Here is a 19906-nt window from a genome sequence, read left to right as displayed (position 1 = left end):
AGCGACAGGAAGTTGCCGCCACGCTCCGACTCGCTCCAACTAGGTGATGTCGTGGTCCCGCTCGGCGAAGCGGCGGACGGCGACATCGGTGCTCAGGGCGACCGCCACGCCGGTCGGGACCGTACCCCGGGGCTTCGGGGCCCAGGCGGCCGCGTCGTGGGACGTCTCGTAGTACAGATAGGCCGACGAGCCCGCCGTCCCGCTGAACCAGTAGACGCTCACGTTCGTCAGCAGGCGGTCACGGCCCACGGCGTCCTCCGGGAGTTCCGCGGCGGTGTCCGTCCACTCCTGACGGTGATCGACAGGAAATGGGATCCGCGGTACCACCAGCACAACCCGCTGATCCCGAACGGCACGGGCCCGCTGAAGCGGCTGCTGCGGCAGGACACCCGGGACGCGCCCGCGGAGAAGAACGCCACCCCCGGCGCAAGCGCCTCACCCGACGCGAACGGCCGGACCCGGTTCGGCAGCACCCTCGCCGACGGGGACCCGGTGTGGGTCTTCAGCGCCGACTACGTCGTCGCGGACCTCTTCCGCGTGGTCGACGGGAAGATCATCGAGCACTGGGACGTCGTCGCCGACGGGCAGTAGCGGGACCGGACGACCGCCGCGGGAACAGGACCGGCTGGACGAGCCGACGCCGGTCCACACCGCCGCGGCCGTTGACGAGCGCGATCAGCAGGTCGACCGCCTCCTCGCCCAAGCGGTCCGGGCGGAGGCTGAGCGTGGTGACGGACGGCACCGTCGTCGCATAGTCCGCATCCTCGCTGACGCACGCCACCAGCAGGTCCTGGGGCACCCGGAGCCCATGCAGCCGCGCGGCCGCGAGGATGTTGTGACCGGAGTCGGAGTAGACGCCGATGACCGCGTCGGGCCGTGGATCGCGGTCGAGCAGCCGGCTCACCGCCTCGCGTTCGGCCCGGAAGTAGTCGGGCAGGGAGGCGTACTCCTCGACGAGACAGGGCAGGTCGTGTTCGGCGCACCAGGACGCGTAGGCACGTTCGATCAGGCGTGGATACTCGGCGTCATGGACGGGCAGGGAGAGCCCGATCCGGCGGGCGCCGGACTCGGTGAGGTGGTCCAGCAGGAGACGCAGTCCCGTGTCGTGGTCGGCGTCCACCCACGCGTCGCACCAGTGCGGCTGGGGCGGCCGGCCGTCGCAGACGACGGGGATGCCGCGCTCGTGCAGGAGGGCACGCACCGGATCGTCGGCACGCGGATCCATGTGGATGACGCCGTCGACCGGCGTGTTGAGCCACATCCACCGCGACAGCGAGTTCGGCATCACCATGAGCAGGAAGCCGCGCTCGTGCGCCGAGGCGGTGGCGCTCAGCGCCAGCTGTGCGTAGTACGGGATCTCGGTGTACGCGACGGGCAGATCGCCGTACGCCGTCATGGTCAGACCGAGCACGCCGTGGCCGCCGCGGGCCAGGGCCCGGGTCGTGCCGACCGGGGCGTAACCGAGTTCGCGGGCCGAGGCGAGCACGCGCTGCCTGGTCGCCTCGGACAGCCGGCCGGTTCCGTTGAGCGCGTTCGACACCGTGGCTGTGGACACCCCGGCGTGCGCGGCCACGGCGTCGAGCGTGGGGCGCTGCCAGACACGCGAGCTTCTCATATGTACCCCACCAGCGCCTGCTGTGCTCCAACAGCCCTGTGACGGCTTGTGATTAAGACCTTAATCACGCAGCGTACCGGGCGACGGAAGCCGGGACGGCCGACGGGTGAGGAGTGAGTCCGGGGGACCCGCGAAGCAGGGAATGCCGGAAGCAAGAATGCTTGAGGCCGAGCAGGGTCTCATTCGCGTCTGATTTTCTATCCTTGCCCCCGGTCGGGGGGCCGTATCCGGTCGGAACGCCCGGTCCTCGCGGCCTCGTGAGGGCCGGGCGCGAGTACATCACATGGACAGAGAAGGGAAAGCCCGTGGAGGCGACGATTTCAGGGGTGCGAAGAGCCGCCGTACCCCCTGTGGTTGCGGCGCGGTGGGTGCTGTGGACGTTCGTCATCGTCAACTTGGTGATCGTCGAGGTCCTGTTCCTCACCGAGGGGACCGGCAAGAACGGGGTGCTCACGGTCGCCAAGTTCTTCGGTCTGCACGCGGCCGTGCTGATGCTGTTCCAACTGCTGCTCGTGGCCCGGCTGCCGTGGCTGGACCGCCGTATCGGCATGGACCGGTTGACGGTGTGGCACCGGTGGGTCGGCTTCACCCTGCTGTGGACCCTCCTGACCCACGCCGTACTGGTGGTGCTGGGCTACGCGACGCTCGATGACGCGTCGATGACGAAGACGTTCTTCGCGCTGGCCGGAGTACCGGCCTCCCTGCTCGGCATGCTGGCCGCGGCGATCGTCGTCGTGATCGCCGCGGTCTCCGCCCGCCAGGTGCGACGGCGGCTGCGGTACGAGACCTGGCACGCTCTGCACCTGCTGCTGTACGTGGCGCTGGGCCTGGCGTTCGTCCACCAGCTGCAGGAGACCACCACCTTCACCTCCTCCGCGGCCGCGGAGATCTACTGGTGGGCCCTGTGGCTGTTCGCGTTCGGCTCCCTGCTCACCGGACGGATCGTGCTGCCTCTGTGGCGCAACGCCTACCACCGGTTCGAGGTCGTGGCCGTGGTGCCGGAGTCGGACGACGTCGTGTCTGTGCACGTCACCGGCCGCCACCTGGACAGGCTGCCGGCCCGGGCGGGCCAGTTCTGCTTCTGGCGCTTCCCGGGACACAACTCCTGGTGGACGGCGAACCCCTTCTCGCTGTCGGCGGCACCCGACGGCCGTACGCTGCGCCTGACGGCGAAGGCATCCGGCACCACCAGCGCCGGCCTGCGGCATCTCCCGATCGGGACGCGCGCGTTCGTCGAGGGACCGTACGGGGCGTTCACCTCGCTGCACCGCACGCGGCCCGGCGCCCTGCTGATAGCCGGCGGGGTGGGGATCACGCCCGTCCGGGCCCTGCTGGAGGAGGAGGCGGCCGGTGACGTCGTCGTGCTCTACCGGGTGCGCAGCGAGGACGACGCCGTACTGATCGACGAGGTGCGCACGCTCGTCGAGGACCGCGGTGGGCGGCTCCATCTGCTCACCGGCCGCCGGGGCGAGGGCAGCTCACCGTTCGAGCCGGAGAACCTGCGGGCCCTGGTCCCCGACATCACCGAGCGCGACACGTACGTCTGCGGCCCGCCCGCGATGACCTCGGCCGTGCTCGGCGGCCTGCAGCAGCTGAAGGTTCCCCGCTCGCAGGTGCACGCCGAGCGGTTCGGTCTGGCCTGATCCGGGCGGACCCGACCGACCCGGTCCGGTCCGACGACGCCGAGGCTCCGACGTGTGCGCGCGTCGGAGCCTCGGCGCTTCACAGGGCGCCGCGCGTCGCGCTGCCTGACACAGATGAACCGTCTCCCTGTCATCGACGGTCCCAAGTGATGTGGTGATCCGGCAATTTCGGGCTCGCTCGTGCAGTACCGGAACTTCGGGAGTCTCGGTCGGAAGCGCTTCGTAGGGTCCTTGCACCCGGCGGCGGAAGGGTGACACCCGAGCCGCGCATCGACCAGAGGAGACGCTGTCATGAGCAATGTGGAGATTTCCCTGAAGGAGATCATGACGTCGATCGAGGGCGCGTTGGGGACCGCGTTGGTCGACTACACCAGTGGTATGGCACTGGGCACGCTGGGGGGAGGCAAGGACCTCGACCTGACGGTCGCGGCGGCGGGCAACACGGACGTGATCCGTGCCAAGACCCGCACCATGGAGCACCTCGGACTCACGGGTGCGATCGAGGACATGCTGATCACACTCGGCGGCCAGTACCACATCATCCAGCCGCTCAAGGGCCGCGGCGGCAACGGGCTGTTCCTCTACCTGGTGCTCGACCGGACGAAGTCGAACCTGGCGATGGCCCGCCATCAGCTCAGGCGCATCGGGGCCGAACTCGACGTGTAGACCTCTCCGTGCTGCGCGGCGTCGCACGCCCATGACTTGAAGACTTCTTCAACTGGGCATATCCAGATCAGGTCAATCCCCTGGGTGTGCGGCGCCGGATCCACGAGGATGGACCGCACCACCGTCTTCCGCCCATCGACTTCCGCACCACGTCTTCCGCACTGCCGACCGCGCGGTGGCGCCCACGGGCCACCGCGCCCGGAATGAGCCCGTCACGCGCCAGGGAGTGAGCGAATCTCATGCAGGTCCCCCTCTACCAGGCCAAGGCCGAGTTCTTCCGCATGCTCGGACACCCGGTACGCATCCGGGTCCTGGAACTGCTGCAGGGCGGCCCCCTCGCCGTACGCGACCTGCTGAACGAGATCGACATCGAACCGTCCAGTCTCTCCCAGCAGTTGGCGGTACTGCGCCGGTCGGGGATCGTGATCTCCATCCGCGAGGGCTCCACCGTCAGCTACGCACTCGCCGGCGGCGACGTGGCCGACCTGTTGCGCGCGGCCCGGCGCATCCTGACCGAACTGCTCGCCGGTCAGCGGGAACTGCTGGCGGAACTCCAACAGGCGGAGAGCCGGCCGGCCCTCACCCCGGGCGGCGCCGGACGGCGGCCCTGACCGAGGTCCGGCGCCGTCAGCCGCGAGCAGGCGGGGCGAGGGGCCTACGCCGCTCGCCCCGCTCCACTGCCGTCGAATGCCGTCGTCAGAGCGGGTTGAGGCGCGCCTTGAGCAGGCAGAACTCGTTGCCCTCGGGGTCGGTCAGGACGTGCCACTGCTCGTCGCCGGTCTGTCCGATGTCGGCCGGGCGCGCACCGAGCTTCAACAGGCGTTCGAGTTCGGCGTCCTGGTCGCGGTCGGTGGCGTTGACGTCGATGTGCAGCCGGGACTTGCCCGGCTCCGGCTCCTCCCGGTAGCTGAGGATGATCGTCGGCTGGGGACCGCCGAACCCCTCGCGCGGCCCGATCTCCAGCGTGCCGTCGTCCTCGCGGTCGAGTACCACGTAGTCCAGGACCTCGCACCAGAACCGCGCCAGCACCTCGGGTTCGCGGCAACCGAGCACGAGTTCACTGATACGACATGCCATGGGACGAAACCTTCTCTCAGCCGGAGGACCGCCGCCGGCCGCACGCGCGCGTCGCACGGCCTCCGGCGGCGGAGAACAACCCGGCGACCGTACCCGACGAGGTGATCACGGGCGAGACGATTTCGGGGCCGCACCTGTGGGGGAGTCGCGCGAGGTCAGCTCTCCGCGGGATAGACGCGGGTCACCTTGCCCTTGGTGTCGGCCTCCAGATAGCCGGACTGGCTGTACTCGTCGCTGAAGTAGACGGCCATCCCGGCCGGGGTGTCGAAGATGTCGTTGGGCTGCCTCACCAGCAGGTAACGGTTCTCCGGGTCGGGGACGTTGAGCTTCTTCTCCGCCTCCTTCAGGAGCGCGGGGACCTTGTCCCAGTCGAAGTCGTCGAGGCTGACGGGCTGTTCACCGCCGGACAGGGTGCCCTTGATGATGCCCTTCTCGACGCCCTGCCCCGGACGGTAGGTGTAGGAGTCGTACCTCTTGTCACTGCCCTTGACCATCAGCTGGGCCGACACGAAGTCCGGGTAGACGGAGAAGTCGCCGAAGGTGTCCCGGCCGGTCTCCTTCTTGAACGCCTTGATCGCGGTGCGGATGCCGTCCGGAGTCAGCATGTCGCCGGGCTCCGCGGTGTCCTGCGTCCGCTCCTCCGTCGGGTCGGTGTCGGCCGGTGAGGCGGTCGACTTCGGGGTCGATCTGCCGGCCGACGCGGTCGGGGAGGTGGTGGGCGAGGCACCCGCGTCCGAGTCACCGTCGTCCCCCAGGGGCACCAGCCACCACAGCAGGAGCAGGGCACCGGCGAGCGAGGCTCCGGTCGTGCTCAGCAGGACACCGGTACGCCGTCCACGCCGGCGGGGCGGGCCCACGGGTGCGGTCACCGGCTGGTACGGGGGCTGCCCCACGGGTGACCCGTACGGCGAAGGCGGTGGGCCGAAACCGGCGGTCGTGGCCCGCGCCGGGTCGGCGGTGCTCTTGCCGAGCCCGACCGGGGGCGGCGGGGCGGCGGCGCCGGAGGGGGTGAACGCGGTCGGCGAGGTGAAGCCGCCCGAATGCGGAGCGGCCGGGCCGGTGACGGGCGTCGGCGGGGTCAGCGGGAACGACGTGGGCTCGGACCAGGCGGCGGGGGCGGCCGGGGCGGCCGGCCGGGCCTCGACCTCGGCGAGCCGCTGGTCGAACACGGCAGCAGACGGGCGTGCGGACGGATCCCGTACGAGCACGCTCATCAGGACGTCCCCGAGGGCGCCGGCGCGCACCGGAGGTACGACGTCGTCGTTGAGGACCGCGGCGAGGGTGGCCAGGGTGCTGCCTCGGCGCAGCGGGTGGTGGCCCTCCACCGCGGTGTACAGCATCATCGCCAGGGACCACAGGTCGGAGGCGGAGCCGCCCTCGTGCCCGGAGATGCGTTCCGGTGCCATGAAGTCGGGCGTGCCGATGACGGAGCCGGTGGCGGTGAGACCGCTCGTCTCACGGATCGCGGCGATACCGAAGTCGGTGAGGACGGGGCGCCCGTCGGGGCGCATGAGCACGTTGGCGGGCTTGACGTCCCGGTGCTGGATACCGGCGTCGTGCGCGGCGGTGAGCGCGGCCAGCACCTGCCGGCCGATCCGGGTCGCCTCGGCCGGCGGCATCGGACCCTCGGCCAGCCGGTCGGCCAGCGAGCCGCCGCTGACCATCTCCATCACCAGCCACGGGTAGGTGCCCTCACCGCCGTCGACTATGTGGTGGATGGTGACGACGTTCGGATGGTCGATGCGGGCCAGGGCGCGGGCCTCACGCAGGACTCGTTCGCGCAGCAGCCGAGCGCCGTCGGGGTCGTACTCGGCGAGGTCCCGGTCGGGCGGGCGGACCTCCTTGACGGCCACGAGCCTGTGCAGCACCAGGTCCCTGGCGCGCCAGACCGTCCCCATCCCGCCGCCACCGAGACGGGTCTCCAACTCGAAGCGCCCGTCGACGACTCGTCTTTCGGGCCCTCTGTCGTCCTCGTTCATGGGCGGGAGCATAGTTGCCTTTACCGACAGCTTTCGCCGTCCCTGGCACGGCGGGGAAAGGCGGCCCCCGCGCCCGGGACGACGGACGGGTCGGTTCCGCGCGCGGGGAGGAACGCGGCAGGTCGTCGCCGTGCCGCGTGGCGACTCGACGCGGTGTTCAACCGGCTTGCTTCGCCATCGAGTTGACGCCGCCTCGGAGCCGCGGGCGGTGAAGGTCGCTGCATGGCGTGAGGCCGGTGGCGGCACGGGGCCGGGCTCGCCCCGGCCGTGTCCCACACGCAGCGAGGGCATCGGGTATTCGGCGCCACCTCCCTCTAGACATCCGATCTATCGACCGGCGACGATGATCGCGCCCCAGTGCGGGGGTGATGTTGCTGGCACTTCCCCATGAAAGAGCCGATGAATGGGCTGGGAGATCTTACTGTGATCAATGAATCCGATCCGCAGCGACGGAGCATCCTCAAGTTCGGCGGCGCCCTCGCCTTCGCACCGTTGATCACCCAGCTGACCGGAGGTGCCCCCGTGGACCCAGCCGTCGCCGCCGGTACCGACGCCTCGGCGCCCGCCTCGTGGCCGACTCTCTCCCGCAAGGCGCTGACGTACCGCGTCCCCGCCACGGACTGGCAGTCGCAGGCACTGCCGATCGGCAACGGCCGACTCGGCGCCATGCTCTTCGCCGATCCCGACGAGGAACGCGTCCAGTTCAACGAACAGAGTCTGTGGGGAGGGGTCAACAACTACGACAACGCCCTCGCCGGCAAACCGGACAGCGACTTCGACACCGGCATGAACGGCTTCGGTTCCTACCGGAACTTCGGCGACGTCGTCGTCACCTTCACCTCCCGTCCGCGTCCGAAGGTCACGGCCCCCGGCGGCCCCTACGACAGTTCCCCGGCGGAGGGCGTCGACAAGTCGTACGACGGCGCCTCGGCCACCAAGTGGTGCATCGACGGGCCCGGTGCGAAGGTGCGGTGGCAGGTCGAGCTGCCCGATCCCGTCGCGGTCGCCTCGTACCGGCTGACGAGCGCCGACGACGTTCCGCAGCGCGACCCTCAGGAATGGACCTTCTCGGGTTCCGCCGACGGCGACACCTGGACCCCGCTGGACCGCCGCACCCTGGACGCGCCCTTCGAGAGCCGTTTTCAGACGAAGGAGTTCACCTGCGCCGACAGTGCCGCCTACCGCTTCTACCGGTTCGACTTCGTCCCCAAGGCGGGCGTCAGCCACTTCCAGGTCAGCGAGATCGGCCTCGCCGGCGTCGACCTGGGAGGGGCGGGCGCGACCTACCTGTCGTCGCCGAGCGGACACTCCGAAGGATCCGTACCGAGGGCCGGGGCCCGGACCACGGACATCTCCCGTTCGGTGGACGGTGATCCGGCCACCGTCTGGCGGGTCGGCTCCGCCGCACCGGCCGTCGTCTGGCAGGCCGACCTGACCCGTGCCGCCGTCGTCACCTCGTACACACTGACGTCGGCCCCCGACCGACCCCAGGAGGACCCCCGGCGGTGGCTCCTGGAGGCGTCGCAGGACGGGCACGCGTGGACGACCCTCGACACGCAGAACCCCCAGGAGCCCTTCGGTGGCCGCGGCGAGAGGCGGACCATCCGGATCGGCAACACCACGGCCTACCGCGTCTACCGGCTCACCCTGACCTCGGACGCCTCCGCGACCGGTCTGCAGATCGCGGAGATCGCCCTGACGGGCGCGGACTTCGACACGCGCGCGCAACGGACGGTCGTCGACTACGAGCGCGGCCTCGACCTCGTCAAGGGCCTCCACGTCACCCGCTTCGGCCCGCCCGGACGGCGTGTCCTGCGAGAGGCGTTCGCCAGCCGCTCGGCGGACGTCATGGTCTTCCGCTACACCTCCGACAGCGCACGGGGACTCTCCGGAGCGATCGCGCTGACGTCCGGACAGGACCGGGCCCCGGCCTCCGTCGACGCCGACGCCCGGCGGATCGCCTTCGCCGGCGTCATGGGCAACGGCCTCAAGCACGCGTGCACCGTCCAGGTCGTGGACACCGACGGCGACTTCAGCGCCGACGGCTCGACGCTCCGGTTCAGCGACTGCACCGCACTGACACTGCTCCTCGACGCCCGTACCGACTACCAACTCGACGCCGCGGCCGGATGGCGCGGAGGTGATCCGCGGGCGGCCGTCGACCGCGCGCTCGCCAAGGCGGCAGCCCGCCCCTACGACAGGCTGCGCGACCGGCACACCTCGCGGACACGCGCCCTGATGAACCGTGTCTCGGTCGCCTGGGGCACGTCGGACGCCGACGTCATGGCCCTGCCGACCGCCGCCCGGCTGGCACGCTACGCGGCGGGCAAGGCGGACCCGACACTCGAACAGACGATGTTCGACTACGGCCGCTACCTGCTCATCAGCTCCTCCCGCCCCGACGGCCTGCCCGCCAACCTCCAGGGCCTGTGGAACGACAGCAACCAGCCGGCGTGGGCATCCGACTACCACACCAACATCAACATCCAGATGAACTACTGGGGAGCCGAGACGACGAACCTGTCGGAGTGCCACAAGGCGCTCGTCGGCTTCATCGAGCAGGTGGCGGTGCCCAGCCGCGTGGCGACCCGCAACGCCTTCGGCGCCCGCACCCGTGGCTGGACCGCCCGCACCAGTCAGAGCATCTTCGGCGGCAACGCCTGGGAGTGGAACACCGTCGCGAGCGCCTGGTACGCCCAACATCTCTACGAACACTGGGCGTTCACCCAGGACATGGGCTACCTGCGTACCGTCGCCCATCCGATGATCAAGGAGATCTGCGAGTTCTGGGAGGACCATCTCAAGGAGCGCGAGGACGGCCTCCTCGTCGCGCCGGACGGCTGGTCGCCCGAGCACGGGCCGCGCGAGGACGGCGTCATGTACGACCAGCAGATCATCTGGGACCTGTTCCAGAACTATCTCGACTGCGAGGCGGTACTCGGGGCGGACCCCGCCTACCGGGCCAAGGTCGCCGACATGCAGGCGCGCCTCGCACCCAACAAGATCGGCAAGTGGGGCCAGTTGCAGGAGTGGCAGGAGGACATCGACAGCCCCACCGACATCCACCGCCACACCTCACACCTCTTCGCGGTCTATCCGGGGCGCCAGATCACGCCGAGGAACCACGACTTCGCGGCCGCCGCGCTCGTCTCGCTCAAGGCCCGGTGCGGGGAGAAGAACGGCGTCCCGTTCACGGCCGCGACGGTGTCGGGCGACAGCCGCCGCTCATGGACCTGGCCCTGGCGAGCGGCCCTCTTCGCCCGCCTCGGCGACGGGCGGCGCGCCCAGGTCATGCTGCGCGGACTGCTGACCTACAACACGCTGCCCAACCTGTTCTGCAACCACCCGCCCTTCCAGATGGACGGCAACTTCGGTATCTCCGGAGCCGTGGCCGAGATGCTCCTGCAGAGCCACGACGGTGTCATCCACCTCCTGCCGGCGCTCCCCGACGACTGGAAGGCCGAGGGCTCCTTCACCGGGCTCCGCGCACGCGGCGGCTACGAGGTCGGCTGTGAGTGGCGGAACGGCAAGGTCACGTCGTACGACATCGTCGCCGACCGGGCACCGGACCGGAAGAAGAAGGTGACCGTGCGGGTGAACGGCACGGAGAGAAAGGTGAGGCCGACCCGGCCCTGACGGGTGGTCCCGCGCCCGACGCCCGGTGCTCCGGATCAGCGGCAGGGGCGGCCTCACGAGGCCGCCCGGCCGCGCCCCGGCCGCGCGAGTACGGCTGCCCGGACGTCCAGCCCCGCGACGGTGGCCGCGCGCTCGGCCTCGCTCCGGCCGGTGGTGAGCAGGGCGGCATGGCGCCACGCCTCCGCGCGGGACCGGCGGACCCCGAGATCGAGGATCTGCTCGTCGGCACGGACGCCGACCGGGTCCGGCGGAGGGCCTGGGATCCGGCCGGCCCGATGGTCACGGTGTGGAGAACAGGCCGGGCCCCGAGGACGCGGGGCCGTCGGCGACGCCGGTCGTGACCCGCAGGAACTCCAGCTTCTCCGCGTCGGCGGAACCCGCCGCCACCGTGTAGACGACGAGCCGGATGTCGCAGCCCGGGACGGTGAGCACGCCGCAGTCGCACGTCACCTCGCCGACCTGGGGGTGTACGACGGTCTTGCGGGCCGAGACGTGCGGGCCTACCGTGCCCTCCTCCCACAGACGGGCGAACTCCGCACTGGCGGACCGCAGTTCCTCGACGAGGTCGGTCAGGCCGGGGTCGTGCGGGTAGTCGACGAGAGCCGTGCGCAGGTCGGCGACCAGGGCGGGTTTCAGGGCGTCGTCGTCCTGGAGCACGGGCCAGGACGCGAGGCGCCCGGCCCCTGTGGCGAAGACCGCCCGTGTCAGGTTGCGCTCGCGGTGGGTCCGTGTGCCGGGGTCGCCCATCAGTACCGACCACGCGGGGGTCCAGGACAGCAGGGTCCAGTCGGCGCTGAACACGCCCACGGGGAACTCCCCGAGACGCGCAGGCATCCGCTGGACCCCGGCCGGAACATGCGTGGAGACCGTTCCCTCCTGGGGAGGCAGAAGGCCAGCCAGCCGATAGGCGTGATCGCGCCCGCTTGATCGAGGCCGGCCACACCGTCCTCGTCGGTGCGCGTGATCCGGAGCGCGGCCAACCTCGCGCCGCTCTACACGGCGTCGAAGGCCGCCGTGACCATGCTGACCACGCAGTACGCGAAGTCATGGCCGGACGTGAAGGTGAACGCGGCCGACCCTGGCTACACGGCGACCGACTTCAACGGGCACAGCGGCCCGCAGACGGTGAGGGAGGGGACCGACGCGATCGTCGCACTCGCCACCATCGGGACGGACGGACCGACCGGAACCTTCCGTGACCGTCACGGTGAGATGGCCTGGTGATCCCCGTCTGAATTCGCACCGCCGGCGGCCCCGTCGTCGCAGAGCGCACTGGTTCTCCGGTCGCCACGGGCCGAGAGTGGACGCATGACACCGACATTCGGCACGGCGAAAGCATCACGAAAGAGGGCTCCGCGATGAACGAGAGCACGATCTCCAGCGGCTGGGACGTCCTGGACGCCTCCCACGAAGCACTCCGCACGGCGGTCCACGCCGTCCCCGCCGACGGCTGGCACCTGCCGACGCCCTGCGCGGCCTGGACCGTCGCCCAGGTCTTCCAGCACGCCGTCGGCGACCAGATCGGCTACGCCGCCGCCCTGACCGGCGAACCCGGCCCCGGCTTCAACCCGTTCGACCCGTCGGGCGAGATGGAAGGGGTGGACCCGGTGGTGTTCCTGGAGGACGCCCTGGCCCGCGCGGGGAAGGCATGGGCGGGTGTCGACCGGGACACCGCGGAAGTGCCCGTGCCGGTGCCGCCGCACATGTTGTCCCCGTGGTCCGGCTCTGCGGCGTGCGGGCTGGACGCGGCGGTCCACGCCTGGGACATCGCCCGGGCGACAGGGCGGCCGTCGCCGCTCACACCCGAGTTGGCCCGCCCGCTCCTGAAGGTCGCCAGGGAGATCGTCGAGCCGTTGCGCCCCCACGGCGCGTACCTCGCCGCCCTGGCCCCCGAGCAGGGCGACGACGACGTGGCGGTCCTCCTGCGCCACCTCGGCCGTGATCCCCGCTGGAGTGCCCAGCAGGACGACGACGGCGGCCGCGGCCGGGCCGCCAGGGCCGACAGCGCTCCCGGGGCCTTCCGGGGCAGGGCCCGGCGGGCCAGGGGGTGATCCGCTGGCCTTCCGGGCCAGGTCGGCTGTACCTGGAGGGCGGCATCCGCGGTGTCGAACTGGGGTCCCTCTATCCGGGACGGAGGACGCGCGGGGCACCCCTCCGACGAGCGCGCCGTACGAGCTGCTGCGACTGGCGACTCCCCGCCGCACCTACACCCGTGGCCACGGGGAGCATGTCGGACGGGCGCTGGCCCGCACGGTCCGTGACGCCTCCCGCATCCCCGGCCTGCGCATCACCGAACAGCCCGCCTCCCTACGGCAGTTCCGGGCCGGGCTCGCCCCGGTCACCCCGCAGGCGCACCCGACCCGTCGAACCCGCCCCGCCCCGCGAGGCCGCGGATCGAACGGAACGCGTGCCCGCGGCGTCTGAGGAGCATGAAGGTATCGCGCCGATCCGCCGTCCTGCTCCTGAGCGCCGGGCTGTTGCTCGCCGGGTGCTCCGCCTCGTCCGGCGAACCGGGTGACGAGGGGTACTCCGGGCCCACCCTGCCCGCCCGCACCATCACGGAGGGCAAGTGGCGGGAGGGCCCGGCCAAGCCCGAGGAGCACACTCCGTACCCGTACGACATCAATACGCACTGCGGGATCAAGTGGGTGCATTTCGGGGGCCGTTGGTGGGTGCTCGACACCGTCCTCCCCGGCGTCGAGCAGGTCCGGGGGGAGCCGGCCCCGCCGGAGAGGGAGAGGGTCGCCGGCTATATGACCCTGATCGGCCCGGACACCGCCGACTTCGACGCCGCCGGCATGCCGACGCTGCAGTTCGTGCCGGCCGACGACGAACCGCCGGGCTGCGCCTAGCGTGTCGTCCTGGAGCCTGCGGGGTTCAGCTGCTCGCAGCTGTCCTTGAGGTCGTTGAGGTCGCCGGTGCAGGTGTCGGTGGGTGTCGGTGCCGGCGTCTCCGTAGGAGCGGTCGTCGCCGGACGTGGAGTCCCCGGCGTTCAGGCGGTCGTCGCCGTTCCTGCCGAACATCGTCTCGTCGCCGGAGCCACCGGTGATCTCGTCTGGGGAGGGCCTCAGTTGCCGGAGGGCCGCTCGGGGAGGGGCGTCGGGGCCCCCGCTTCGGTTCCGGTGCAGGCCGCCGTCCGGCCCTCTACGGATCATGTCCGGCCGGGCCGGTCGCCGGATCCTCCGCGAGGACGACCGCGGCGGTCGTGCTCTTGCCGACCGGTTCCCGGCGCACCTCGTAGCTCTCGCACGCGGCGATGACGATCTCCAGTCCGTGCTGCCCGACCCGTCCCGGCTCCGGGGCCGAGGCCACCGGCAGGGTCGGGTCGCTGTCCCAGACGGTGACCCGCACCGAGCCGCCGCACACCTCCAGGTCCAGCAGACAGGGTCCGGGCGCGTACTTGCAGGCGTTGGTGAGCAGCTCGCTGACGACCAGCTGAACGGTCCCCACGGCTCTGGCGGACACCGGAAGATCCAGGACGGACTGCAGACGCCCCAGGAAAGCCCGGGCCAGGGCACGGCCCCGGGCGATGTCGCCGGGGTCACCGTGGTACATCGCCGAGCTTTTGATCAGCCCGTCGTCCAGCAGGGGGCTGTCGTTGTGGGCAGCCTCGTCCATGCGATCCGCCCGCTTCCTGAGCCTTGATCGATACACCGGCCCGTCTACCCCCAAAATCCCGGGAACACCAGGCTCGGCCGTACCGTCTCCGCCCTTCACCCGTCTGCCGGAGGCCGGGACGAGGCCCTGACGGCCGCCGCCTACCGGTTGCGCAGCAGGAGCAGGGCGACGTCGTCGGTACGGGCCTGGTGCGCGCCGCCGTGCTGGAGGAGGCTGTCGGCGAGCTCGTCGAGGGGCCGGTCGCCGTGGGCCGTGAGCCGGCGGGCGAGGGCCGCGATGGAGTCGGTGATGTCGGTGCCGGGGGTTTCCACGAGACCGTCGGTGTAGAGCGCGAGGAGGCCTCCCACGGGAAGCGGAAGGGTGGTGACCGGATAGTCGGCCTCCGCACCCGTGCCGATGCCCAGCAGCGGGCCCGGCTCCACCGTGAGCGCGAGGGTCCGCGGTACGGGCGTGGGCTCACGCAGGAGCGGGGGCGGATGTCCCGCGCTGGCCAGGTGCAGGCGCCCCCCGTCGAGGTCGATGTGGAGGTAGAGGCAGGAGACGAAGAGATCGGTCTCCAGGTCCGTCAGTACGCGGTTGGTGCGGGCCAGGACCTCGCCGGGAAGCGCGCCGGCGGTGGCGTGGACGGCCGTGCGGACCTGGCCCATGAGGGCCGCGGCGTGCATGCTGTGCCCCTGTACGTCCCCGATCACGGCGGCGGCGGTCGCATCGCCCAGCCGGATCAGATCGTAGAAGTCGCCGCCGACCCCCATGCCGTGCGCGGCTGGCAGATATCGGGCGGCGACGTCGAGACCGGGGAAGTCCGGCAGGGCCGCCGGGAGCAGGGCCTGCTGCAGACCATGGGCGAGGTCGTGCTTGGCGTCGTACAGGAGCGCTCGGTCCATGGCCTGGGCGATCAGTCCCGCCAGTGACACGAGGACCGCGCGGTCGTCGGCGCCGAAGGGGTGCGGGTCGTCGTACGACAGGACGCAGCAGCCGACGCGGCGGTCGGAGACCAGCAGGGGCAGGAACGCCCACGCCCGTTTGCCGCTGAGTTCCGCGGCCCGGGGGTAGGAGCGGGCCATCTCGGCGGGGTCGGCGAAGAAGGCGGGGATGCCGCTGTGCAGGACGTGCCCGGCGGGAGTGAGACCGGTGTCCAGGGGCAGGCCGTCCAGGCGGGCCACGTTGCGCGGGTCGTACCCCCGGTGCCCGGTGATCCTCAGGCGGCCGGCGTCGGCGGCGGACAGGACCATGCCCTGGGCACCGAACGCGGGCAGGATCTGGTCGGCCACCACATTGCTCACGTCGGCCACGGTGACGGTCTGGCTCAGGGCAGCCGCCAGGTGGATCAGCTGGTGGATCCGTCCGGTGCCGGCCCCCGCGGGCGAGGCGGCCGGGTTCGGGGTGACGCGGGGCGGCGACGTGTCCCCGGACGGCGTGCGGGGGTGGGGCGAGACGAGGGCGCTGATGCCGCTGTCGTCGGGGTAGAGCCGGATGTCGAGCCAGTGGTCGGGTGGGCGCAGTGCGGTGTAGGCGACGGGTTCGCGGGTGAGGACGGCGGTCCGGTAGTGGTCCTCGTGGAGCGGATCGTCGAGCCAGGGCACGGACTGCCACGGCAGCGTTCCCAGGAGGCGGTCGGCCCGCCGGCCGAGCAGGTGCGCGGCGGCGTCGTTGAGGAAGGTGATGCGGCCCTGCAGGTCGAAACCGATGGCGCCGACGGGCATCCGCTGCAGCAGGTCGGCGGCGGCGAGTCCGCTCTGGGCCGGGTCCGGTCCGGGCCGGTGCAGGGGGACGGCACGTGGCTGATCGGGGATCTCGCGGGATGCGGGCGCCTCGTCCAGCACCTGGGTGATGCGGCTCGCGCCGGCCAGAATGTTCCCGCGTTCCCGCCGGGTCAGCGAGGGTGGGTGGCTTTTGGGCCACACCAGAGCCAGGGCTCCCCAGCGCCGGACCCCGTGCAGGGGCGCGAAGGCCAGGGCGAACTGGTAGGGCAGCCCGGCCGCCGCGTTCGGGTACAGGCGGGCCATGTCCTCCTGCCGGCCCACCCAGACGAGGCGGTCCTCCCGCACCGCCTCGGAGAGCGGGCCCGCGGCCGACACCGCCACCCGCCGCCACGGGGCCACCGCCATGGCCGGCACCCCGCACACCGCTGCCAGGCACAACACCGAATCGGCCGCCGGCAGCAGGTAGACGCCCGCGGCCAGCGCCCCGGTCCGTCGCACCGTGCCGCTGAGCACCTGGTCCAGGGACGACTCGCCACCCGGTGTGACATCACTGCCCGCACTCACATATTCGACAGTAAGCCGCCGAGGGTCCGAGCGGGATGTGGGGCGCCACCCGCCACGAGGCCCAGGCGCACCCGGGAGAGGGGCCGCCGAGGGGCCGCTCCGGAAAGGCCCCGATCGGCCGGATGACGTCTGTTCAGCGGTGGGTGGACGCCAATAGCGTGTGCGACCTTCGCGTTCTGGGGGGTCTCATGAACGGTCTCCGTGCGGTCGCCGTCTGCCTGATGATCGTGTGCGCGGCGGTGGTGTCGCCGGCCGCGGCCGTGACTCCGAAGGGCTGGACGGCCCTGCCGGTGCCGGCGGCGGCCCCGCCGGTGACCGTGACCGATCTCGCCGCCCGCGGAGCGAGGGAGGCATGGGCGACGGGCTACGAGACCGCGGCCGACGGACTCCGACCGGTGCTGTACCGGTGGGACGGCACGGCGTGGGGGCGGGACGCGACCTTCCCCGGCGCCGGTGAGCCGGGCGGGCTCGAGAAGGTGCGCTTCGTCGGCCAGGAGGTGTGGATCCTCCGCATCCGCGCCGGGCAGGGGGAGATCCTGCGCCGGACGGCGGGAGGATGGAGCGTCCTCCCGGTGCCGCGCACCCTGTGGACCTACCAGGACTTCACCGCCGTACCGGGTTCCGCGTGGGTGGTCGGTGAGGACGACACCGGGCTGAAGATCCTTCGGTACGACGGTTCCGGCTGGACAACGCAAGCCGCCCCCGACGGTGTGCGGTACCTGATGGGGATCACCGCGCGCACCGCCACCGACGCGTGGGCCTGGGCGGACACCGACACCGGGACCGTCGTCCTGCGCTGGGACGGCACGGCGTGGCGGGACGCGGACGTGCCGCTGCCGCCGGACAGCAACGTGCACACCGTCCTGCTCGAACCCTCCGGCCGGGTCACGATCGGCGGCAGCCAGTACGCGGAAGGCGTGGCCCGCACGTACCTGATGACCGGCGACCGGCACACCTGGCGCACGACCCGCCCACCGCTGGGCGACACCGCCACCGAGGCGATGGTGCGCGGCCCGGACGGCGCGCTCTGGCTGCCGGTGCGCAGCGACCGCGCCTTCCGGTCGAAGTACGCGCGAGTGGACGGCGCGCGCACCACCTTCTCCTACGGCCCGGAGCGTCAGAACGCCATCGACGTCAAGCCGCGTGCCCTGGCGAGGGCCGGGTCCTCGCTGATGTCCTTCGGAACCGCCGAGATCTACGGCTCGAAACCGAACCTGATGAGCGAGCGGCTGGGAGGCTGACATGGCACGCCGATTCCTGGTCGCGGCCCTCGCCGCCGCCCTGACCCTCCTCGCCCTCATGACCTCGGCGGCGGCGGACACCCAGTCCTGGCGACACGTCCCGGTCCCCGCCCAGGTACGCCCACAGGCCGGGCTGAACGAGGCCGTGGCCTTCGGACCGGACCGGGCGTGGGCCGTGGGGACCGACGCCGTGGGGCGGGAGGCGCCGGGATTCCCGCTGATGCTGCGCTGGGACGGAACCGCGTGGCAGCGCCGGGCGCTGCCCGGGATCGGCTGGCAGGGAGAGCTGCTGTCCGTCGCCGGGACCTCACCCGCCGAGGTCTGGGCCGTCGGGCGCGACGCCGCGGGCGCCACCCACCTGCTCCGGTCCGACGGTGCCGCCTGGGCCGAGAGCCGGCCGCCGCGCGGTGTCGTCCTGACGAAGGTCGTGTCCGGGGGCGGTGAGACCTGGCTGATCGGTTCACGCGACGGCGCACAGGCGTTGCTGCGCCGGGACGGGCGGGCCTGGCAGGACGTGCCGGTACCGCCGGGAGCCGTGTACGGCCTGCACATCCTGGCGGACGACGACGTCTGGGCGGCGGGCGCGACCGGCGCGGGGGCGGCCGTGTCGCACTGGGACGGGCAGGCGTGGCGGCAGACGGTCGTGGACGGGTTCCCGCGGTCGGCCGTGGGCAGTGTGCTCGCGGTGTCGCCGACGGAGGTGTGGGCAGGCGGCACGGCGGGATTCGTCGGCGGCCCGGTGGGGCGGCCGATCCCACCCCTGCTGGTCCGCTTCGACGGACAGGCGTGGAGCCACGTGACCGTGCCCACCGACTTCGGCTCGGTCACGTCCCTGACCCCCGCCTCATCCGGTGAGCTGCGCTGGGTCGCGGTGGCGCGCTCGCAGAAGTGGGGCCCGCCGGGCAGCCGGCCGCCGTTCGTCCCCGGGCCGGACTTCCTCGCCTGGGACGGACAGGCGTTCACCGAGTACGGCGAACCGGCGGTGGCAGGTGAGGGCGACTCCTCGCGGCTGCAGCTGACGCCGGTGCCGGGCACCGGGGCGGTGTGGTCGGTCGGCCGCGCCGACGGCCCCGAGGGCACGTTCGCCCCACGCATCCTGCGCTTCGGCTGAACGGCGACACGGGCGATTCCCCGGCGGCCGGCGTCGACGCCGGCCGCCGCGGCCCGGTCACAGCACTGCCACCGGGTTGACGGGCGACCCGGTGCCGCCCGGCACGTTCAGCGGCGCCACGACGATCAGGAAGGCATGGCGGCCGGCCTCGGCGCAGGCGGCCGAGAGCGCCTCCAGGTCGAGGTTGTCCAGCAGGGGCACGCCCATGGCGGTGATGGCCAGGGCGTGCACGGGGGAGGACACGCCCTCCACGGGTGAGGGCCGCACGTCGCTGTCGCCGTCGCCGCCGAGCAGCGCGATGCCGCGCTCGGCGAGCAACGGCATGGCATCGACGTGCAGGCCGGCGGCGGCGTCGTCGGGATTCCAGGGCCCCAGCTCGCGACGGCGCCGGAAGTGGCCGGACCGCAGCAGGACCGCGTCGCCGTCGCCGATGGTCACGCCCAGGGCCCGCTCGGCCGCCAGGACGTCTTCGGCGTGCACGGCCGTACCGGGCTCCAGCCAGTCGCGGCCGAGCACGGCGGGCATGTCGATCAGCACACCCCTGGTCACCAACGGGCCGAGCGCGGCGACCGTGCCGAAGCGGGCGCCCCGGGCATCGACGGACCCACGCGCGTCCCGCCCCTCGTACAACCGGCCGCGGTAGGCGATGTGCGACAGGGCGTCCAGATGACTGACGCCTTTGCCGTGGTAGTCCGCGGCGATGAAGTCCTTGTGGCAGGTGGGCTCGGGGGGCTCGACGTCGCCCAGCTCGGTCATGTGATGCAGAGCGGGCTTGGCGTTGTCGGGACCGGGCACCGTGTTCCACGGCAGGGCCATCGGGACGACCGTCCCGGACCGCACCAGGGCGGACGCCCGTCGCACGTGGTCCGGGGTGATCCGGTTGACGGCACCGCGATCGGCCGGGGTCCAGCGGCCCCAGCTGCGCAGCCGGTCGAAGAGGGCGTCGAACTCCGAACGGGTCACGGCAAGGCCGTTGTCGGGCGGGCCTGACGGGAGGGTCGTCATGGGCGTACGTGCTCCAAGGGTCGGGAAGCCTCCGTGTGTCCACGGTGG

At 71.9% G+C, this 19906-nt stretch carries 17 protein-coding genes and 1 pseudogene; 10 read left to right on the top strand and 8 right to left on the bottom strand.

Annotated elements, in window-relative coordinates; translation table 11 throughout:
* Positions 1 to 39: 39 nt before the first annotated feature.
* Positions 40 to 249, bottom strand: a complete 210-nt coding sequence (locus ACZ6BB_RS22320) for a hypothetical protein (RefSeq protein ID WP_471616891.1) — start codon at positions 247 to 249, stop codon at positions 40 to 42.
* Between the two features lie 45 nt (positions 250 to 294).
* Here ACZ6BB_RS22320 and ACZ6BB_RS22315 point away from each other — a divergent pair, with 45 nt between their 5' ends.
* Positions 295 to 591, top strand: coding sequence for a nuclear transport factor 2 family protein (locus ACZ6BB_RS22315; RefSeq protein WP_471616890.1), 297 nt, complete (start codon positions 295 to 297; stop codon positions 589 to 591).
* Here ACZ6BB_RS22315 and ACZ6BB_RS22310 read toward each other — a convergent pair.
* Positions 554 to 1615, bottom strand: coding sequence for a LacI family DNA-binding transcriptional regulator (locus ACZ6BB_RS22310; RefSeq protein ID WP_471616889.1), 1062 nt, complete (start codon positions 1613 to 1615; stop codon positions 554 to 556). The two genes, ACZ6BB_RS22315 and ACZ6BB_RS22310, sit on opposite strands and share 38 nt — an antisense overlap.
* 350 nt (positions 1616 to 1965) lie before the next feature.
* On the opposite strand from ACZ6BB_RS22310, the gene ACZ6BB_RS22305 reads away from it, so the two are divergent.
* The 3 genes from ACZ6BB_RS22305 (at position 1966) to ACZ6BB_RS22295 (ending at position 4535) form a co-directional block, all read left to right on the top strand.
* The gene (locus ACZ6BB_RS22305) at positions 1966 to 3258 is read left to right on the top strand and encodes a ferredoxin reductase family protein (protein WP_471616888.1); all 1293 of its coding nucleotides are present in this window, start codon (positions 1966 to 1968) and stop codon (positions 3256 to 3258) included.
* A gap of 291 nt (positions 3259 to 3549) precedes the next feature.
* Positions 3550 to 3924, top strand: a complete 375-nt coding sequence (locus ACZ6BB_RS22300; protein ID WP_319365332.1) for a roadblock/LC7 domain-containing protein — start codon at positions 3550 to 3552, stop codon at positions 3922 to 3924.
* A 239-nt stretch (positions 3925 to 4163) separates the two neighbouring features.
* Positions 4164 to 4535: an ArsR/SmtB family transcription factor gene (locus ACZ6BB_RS22295; RefSeq protein WP_471616887.1), complete on the top strand. Its 372-nt coding sequence runs from the start codon at positions 4164 to 4166 to the stop codon at positions 4533 to 4535.
* Between the two features lie 85 nt (positions 4536 to 4620).
* On the opposite strand, the gene ACZ6BB_RS22290 is transcribed toward ACZ6BB_RS22295, so the two are convergent.
* Together ACZ6BB_RS22290 and ACZ6BB_RS22285 are read right to left on the bottom strand one after the other, a co-directional pair.
* On the bottom strand, positions 4621 to 5001 hold the full coding sequence (locus tag ACZ6BB_RS22290) for a VOC family protein (protein WP_012998511.1): 381 nt from the start codon (positions 4999 to 5001) through the stop codon (positions 4621 to 4623).
* A 155-nt stretch (positions 5002 to 5156) separates the two neighbouring features.
* Positions 5157 to 6980 carry a serine/threonine-protein kinase gene (locus tag ACZ6BB_RS22285; protein WP_471616886.1) on the bottom strand — a complete coding sequence of 608 codons (1824 nt, stop codon included), beginning with the start codon at positions 6978 to 6980 and terminating at the stop codon, positions 5157 to 5159.
* Positions 6981 to 7403: 423 nt separating this feature from the next.
* Here ACZ6BB_RS22285 and ACZ6BB_RS22280 point away from each other — a divergent pair, with 423 nt between their 5' ends.
* Entirely contained in the window at positions 7404 to 10616 is a 3213-nt protein-coding gene (locus tag ACZ6BB_RS22280; RefSeq protein WP_471616885.1) for a glycosyl hydrolase family 95 catalytic domain-containing protein, read from the top strand.
* A gap of 279 nt (positions 10617 to 10895) precedes the next feature.
* Here ACZ6BB_RS22280 and ACZ6BB_RS22275 read toward each other — a convergent pair whose 3' ends face one another.
* A complete protein-coding gene (locus ACZ6BB_RS22275) occupies positions 10896 to 11504 on the bottom strand; it encodes an MmyB family transcriptional regulator (RefSeq protein ID WP_471617015.1) in 609 nt (202 codons plus the stop codon).
* A 93-nt stretch (positions 11505 to 11597) separates the two neighbouring features.
* Here ACZ6BB_RS22275 and ACZ6BB_RS22270 point away from each other — a divergent pair.
* The 3 genes and pseudogenes from ACZ6BB_RS22270 to ACZ6BB_RS22260 all read left to right on the top strand — a co-directional run.
* Positions 11598 to 11840: pseudogene (locus ACZ6BB_RS22270) on the top strand (SDR family NAD(P)-dependent oxidoreductase); the annotation flags it as partial.
* Between the two features lie 134 nt (positions 11841 to 11974).
* Positions 11975 to 12667, top strand: coding sequence for a TIGR03086 family metal-binding protein (locus ACZ6BB_RS22265; RefSeq protein ID WP_471616884.1), 693 nt, complete (start codon positions 11975 to 11977; stop codon positions 12665 to 12667).
* 378 nt (positions 12668 to 13045) lie between these two features.
* On the top strand, positions 13046 to 13468 hold the full coding sequence (locus ACZ6BB_RS22260) for a hypothetical protein (protein WP_471616883.1): 423 nt from the start codon (positions 13046 to 13048) through the stop codon (positions 13466 to 13468).
* Between the two features lie 292 nt (positions 13469 to 13760).
* On the opposite strand, the gene ACZ6BB_RS22255 is transcribed toward ACZ6BB_RS22260, so the two are convergent.
* Both ACZ6BB_RS22255 and ACZ6BB_RS22250 read right to left on the bottom strand, forming a co-directional pair.
* Complete coding sequence (locus tag ACZ6BB_RS22255; RefSeq protein ID WP_471616882.1) at positions 13761 to 14234, bottom strand: ATP-binding protein; 474 nt, start codon at positions 14232 to 14234, stop codon at positions 13761 to 13763.
* Between the two features lie 140 nt (positions 14235 to 14374).
* Positions 14375 to 16501, bottom strand: a complete 2127-nt coding sequence (locus ACZ6BB_RS22250) for a PP2C family protein-serine/threonine phosphatase (RefSeq protein ID WP_471616881.1) — start codon at positions 16499 to 16501, stop codon at positions 14375 to 14377.
* Between the two features lie 188 nt (positions 16502 to 16689).
* Between ACZ6BB_RS22250 and ACZ6BB_RS22245 the strand changes: the two genes are divergently transcribed.
* Both ACZ6BB_RS22245 and ACZ6BB_RS22240 read left to right on the top strand, forming a co-directional pair.
* Entirely contained in the window at positions 16690 to 17742 is a 1053-nt protein-coding gene (locus ACZ6BB_RS22245; RefSeq protein WP_471616880.1) for a hypothetical protein, read from the top strand.
* Position 17743: 1 nt separating this feature from the next.
* A complete protein-coding gene (locus ACZ6BB_RS22240; protein ID WP_471616879.1) occupies positions 17744 to 18853 on the top strand; it encodes a hypothetical protein in 1110 nt (369 codons plus the stop codon).
* Between the two features lie 57 nt (positions 18854 to 18910).
* On the opposite strand, the gene ACZ6BB_RS22235 is transcribed toward ACZ6BB_RS22240, so the two are convergent.
* A complete protein-coding gene (locus tag ACZ6BB_RS22235) occupies positions 18911 to 19858 on the bottom strand; it encodes a cyclase family protein (protein WP_471616878.1) in 948 nt (315 codons plus the stop codon).
* Between the last annotated feature and the right edge of the window lie 48 nt (positions 19859 to 19906).

The sequence above is a fragment of the Streptomyces sp. NPDC041108 genome (genome assembly GCF_055592645.1).
Note: the sequence above shows the minus strand (reverse complement) of the source record. Positions and strands in the feature narration are given on the sequence as shown.

Excerpts from the sequence above, each read along its gene's own strand:
- ACZ6BB_RS22260 (WP_471616883.1), top strand. The coding sequence starts at position 13,046 with ATGAAGGTATCGCGCCGATCCGCCGTCCTGCTCCTGAGCGCCGGGCTG.
- ACZ6BB_RS22310 (WP_471616889.1), bottom strand. The coding sequence starts at position 1,615 with ATGAGAAGCTCGCGTGTCTGGCAGCGCCCCACGCTCGACGCCGTGGCC.
- ACZ6BB_RS22235 (WP_471616878.1), bottom strand. The coding sequence starts at position 19,858 with ATGACGACCCTCCCGTCAGGCCCGCCCGACAACGGCCTTGCCGTGACC.
- ACZ6BB_RS22265 (WP_471616884.1), top strand. The coding sequence starts at position 11,975 with ATGAACGAGAGCACGATCTCCAGCGGCTGGGACGTCCTGGACGCCTCC.
- ACZ6BB_RS22255 (WP_471616882.1), bottom strand. The coding sequence starts at position 14,234 with ATGGACGAGGCTGCCCACAACGACAGCCCCCTGCTGGACGACGGGCTG.
- ACZ6BB_RS22285 (WP_471616886.1), bottom strand. The coding sequence starts at position 6,980 with ATGAACGAGGACGACAGAGGGCCCGAAAGACGAGTCGTCGACGGGCGC.
- ACZ6BB_RS22245 (WP_471616880.1), top strand. The coding sequence starts at position 16,690 with ATGAACGGTCTCCGTGCGGTCGCCGTCTGCCTGATGATCGTGTGCGCG.
- ACZ6BB_RS22300 (WP_319365332.1), top strand. The coding sequence starts at position 3,550 with ATGAGCAATGTGGAGATTTCCCTGAAGGAGATCATGACGTCGATCGAG.
- ACZ6BB_RS22295 (WP_471616887.1), top strand. The coding sequence starts at position 4,164 with ATGCAGGTCCCCCTCTACCAGGCCAAGGCCGAGTTCTTCCGCATGCTC.
- ACZ6BB_RS22240 (WP_471616879.1), top strand. The coding sequence starts at position 17,744 with ATGGCACGCCGATTCCTGGTCGCGGCCCTCGCCGCCGCCCTGACCCTC.
- ACZ6BB_RS22290 (WP_012998511.1), bottom strand. The coding sequence starts at position 5,001 with ATGGCATGTCGTATCAGTGAACTCGTGCTCGGTTGCCGCGAACCCGAG.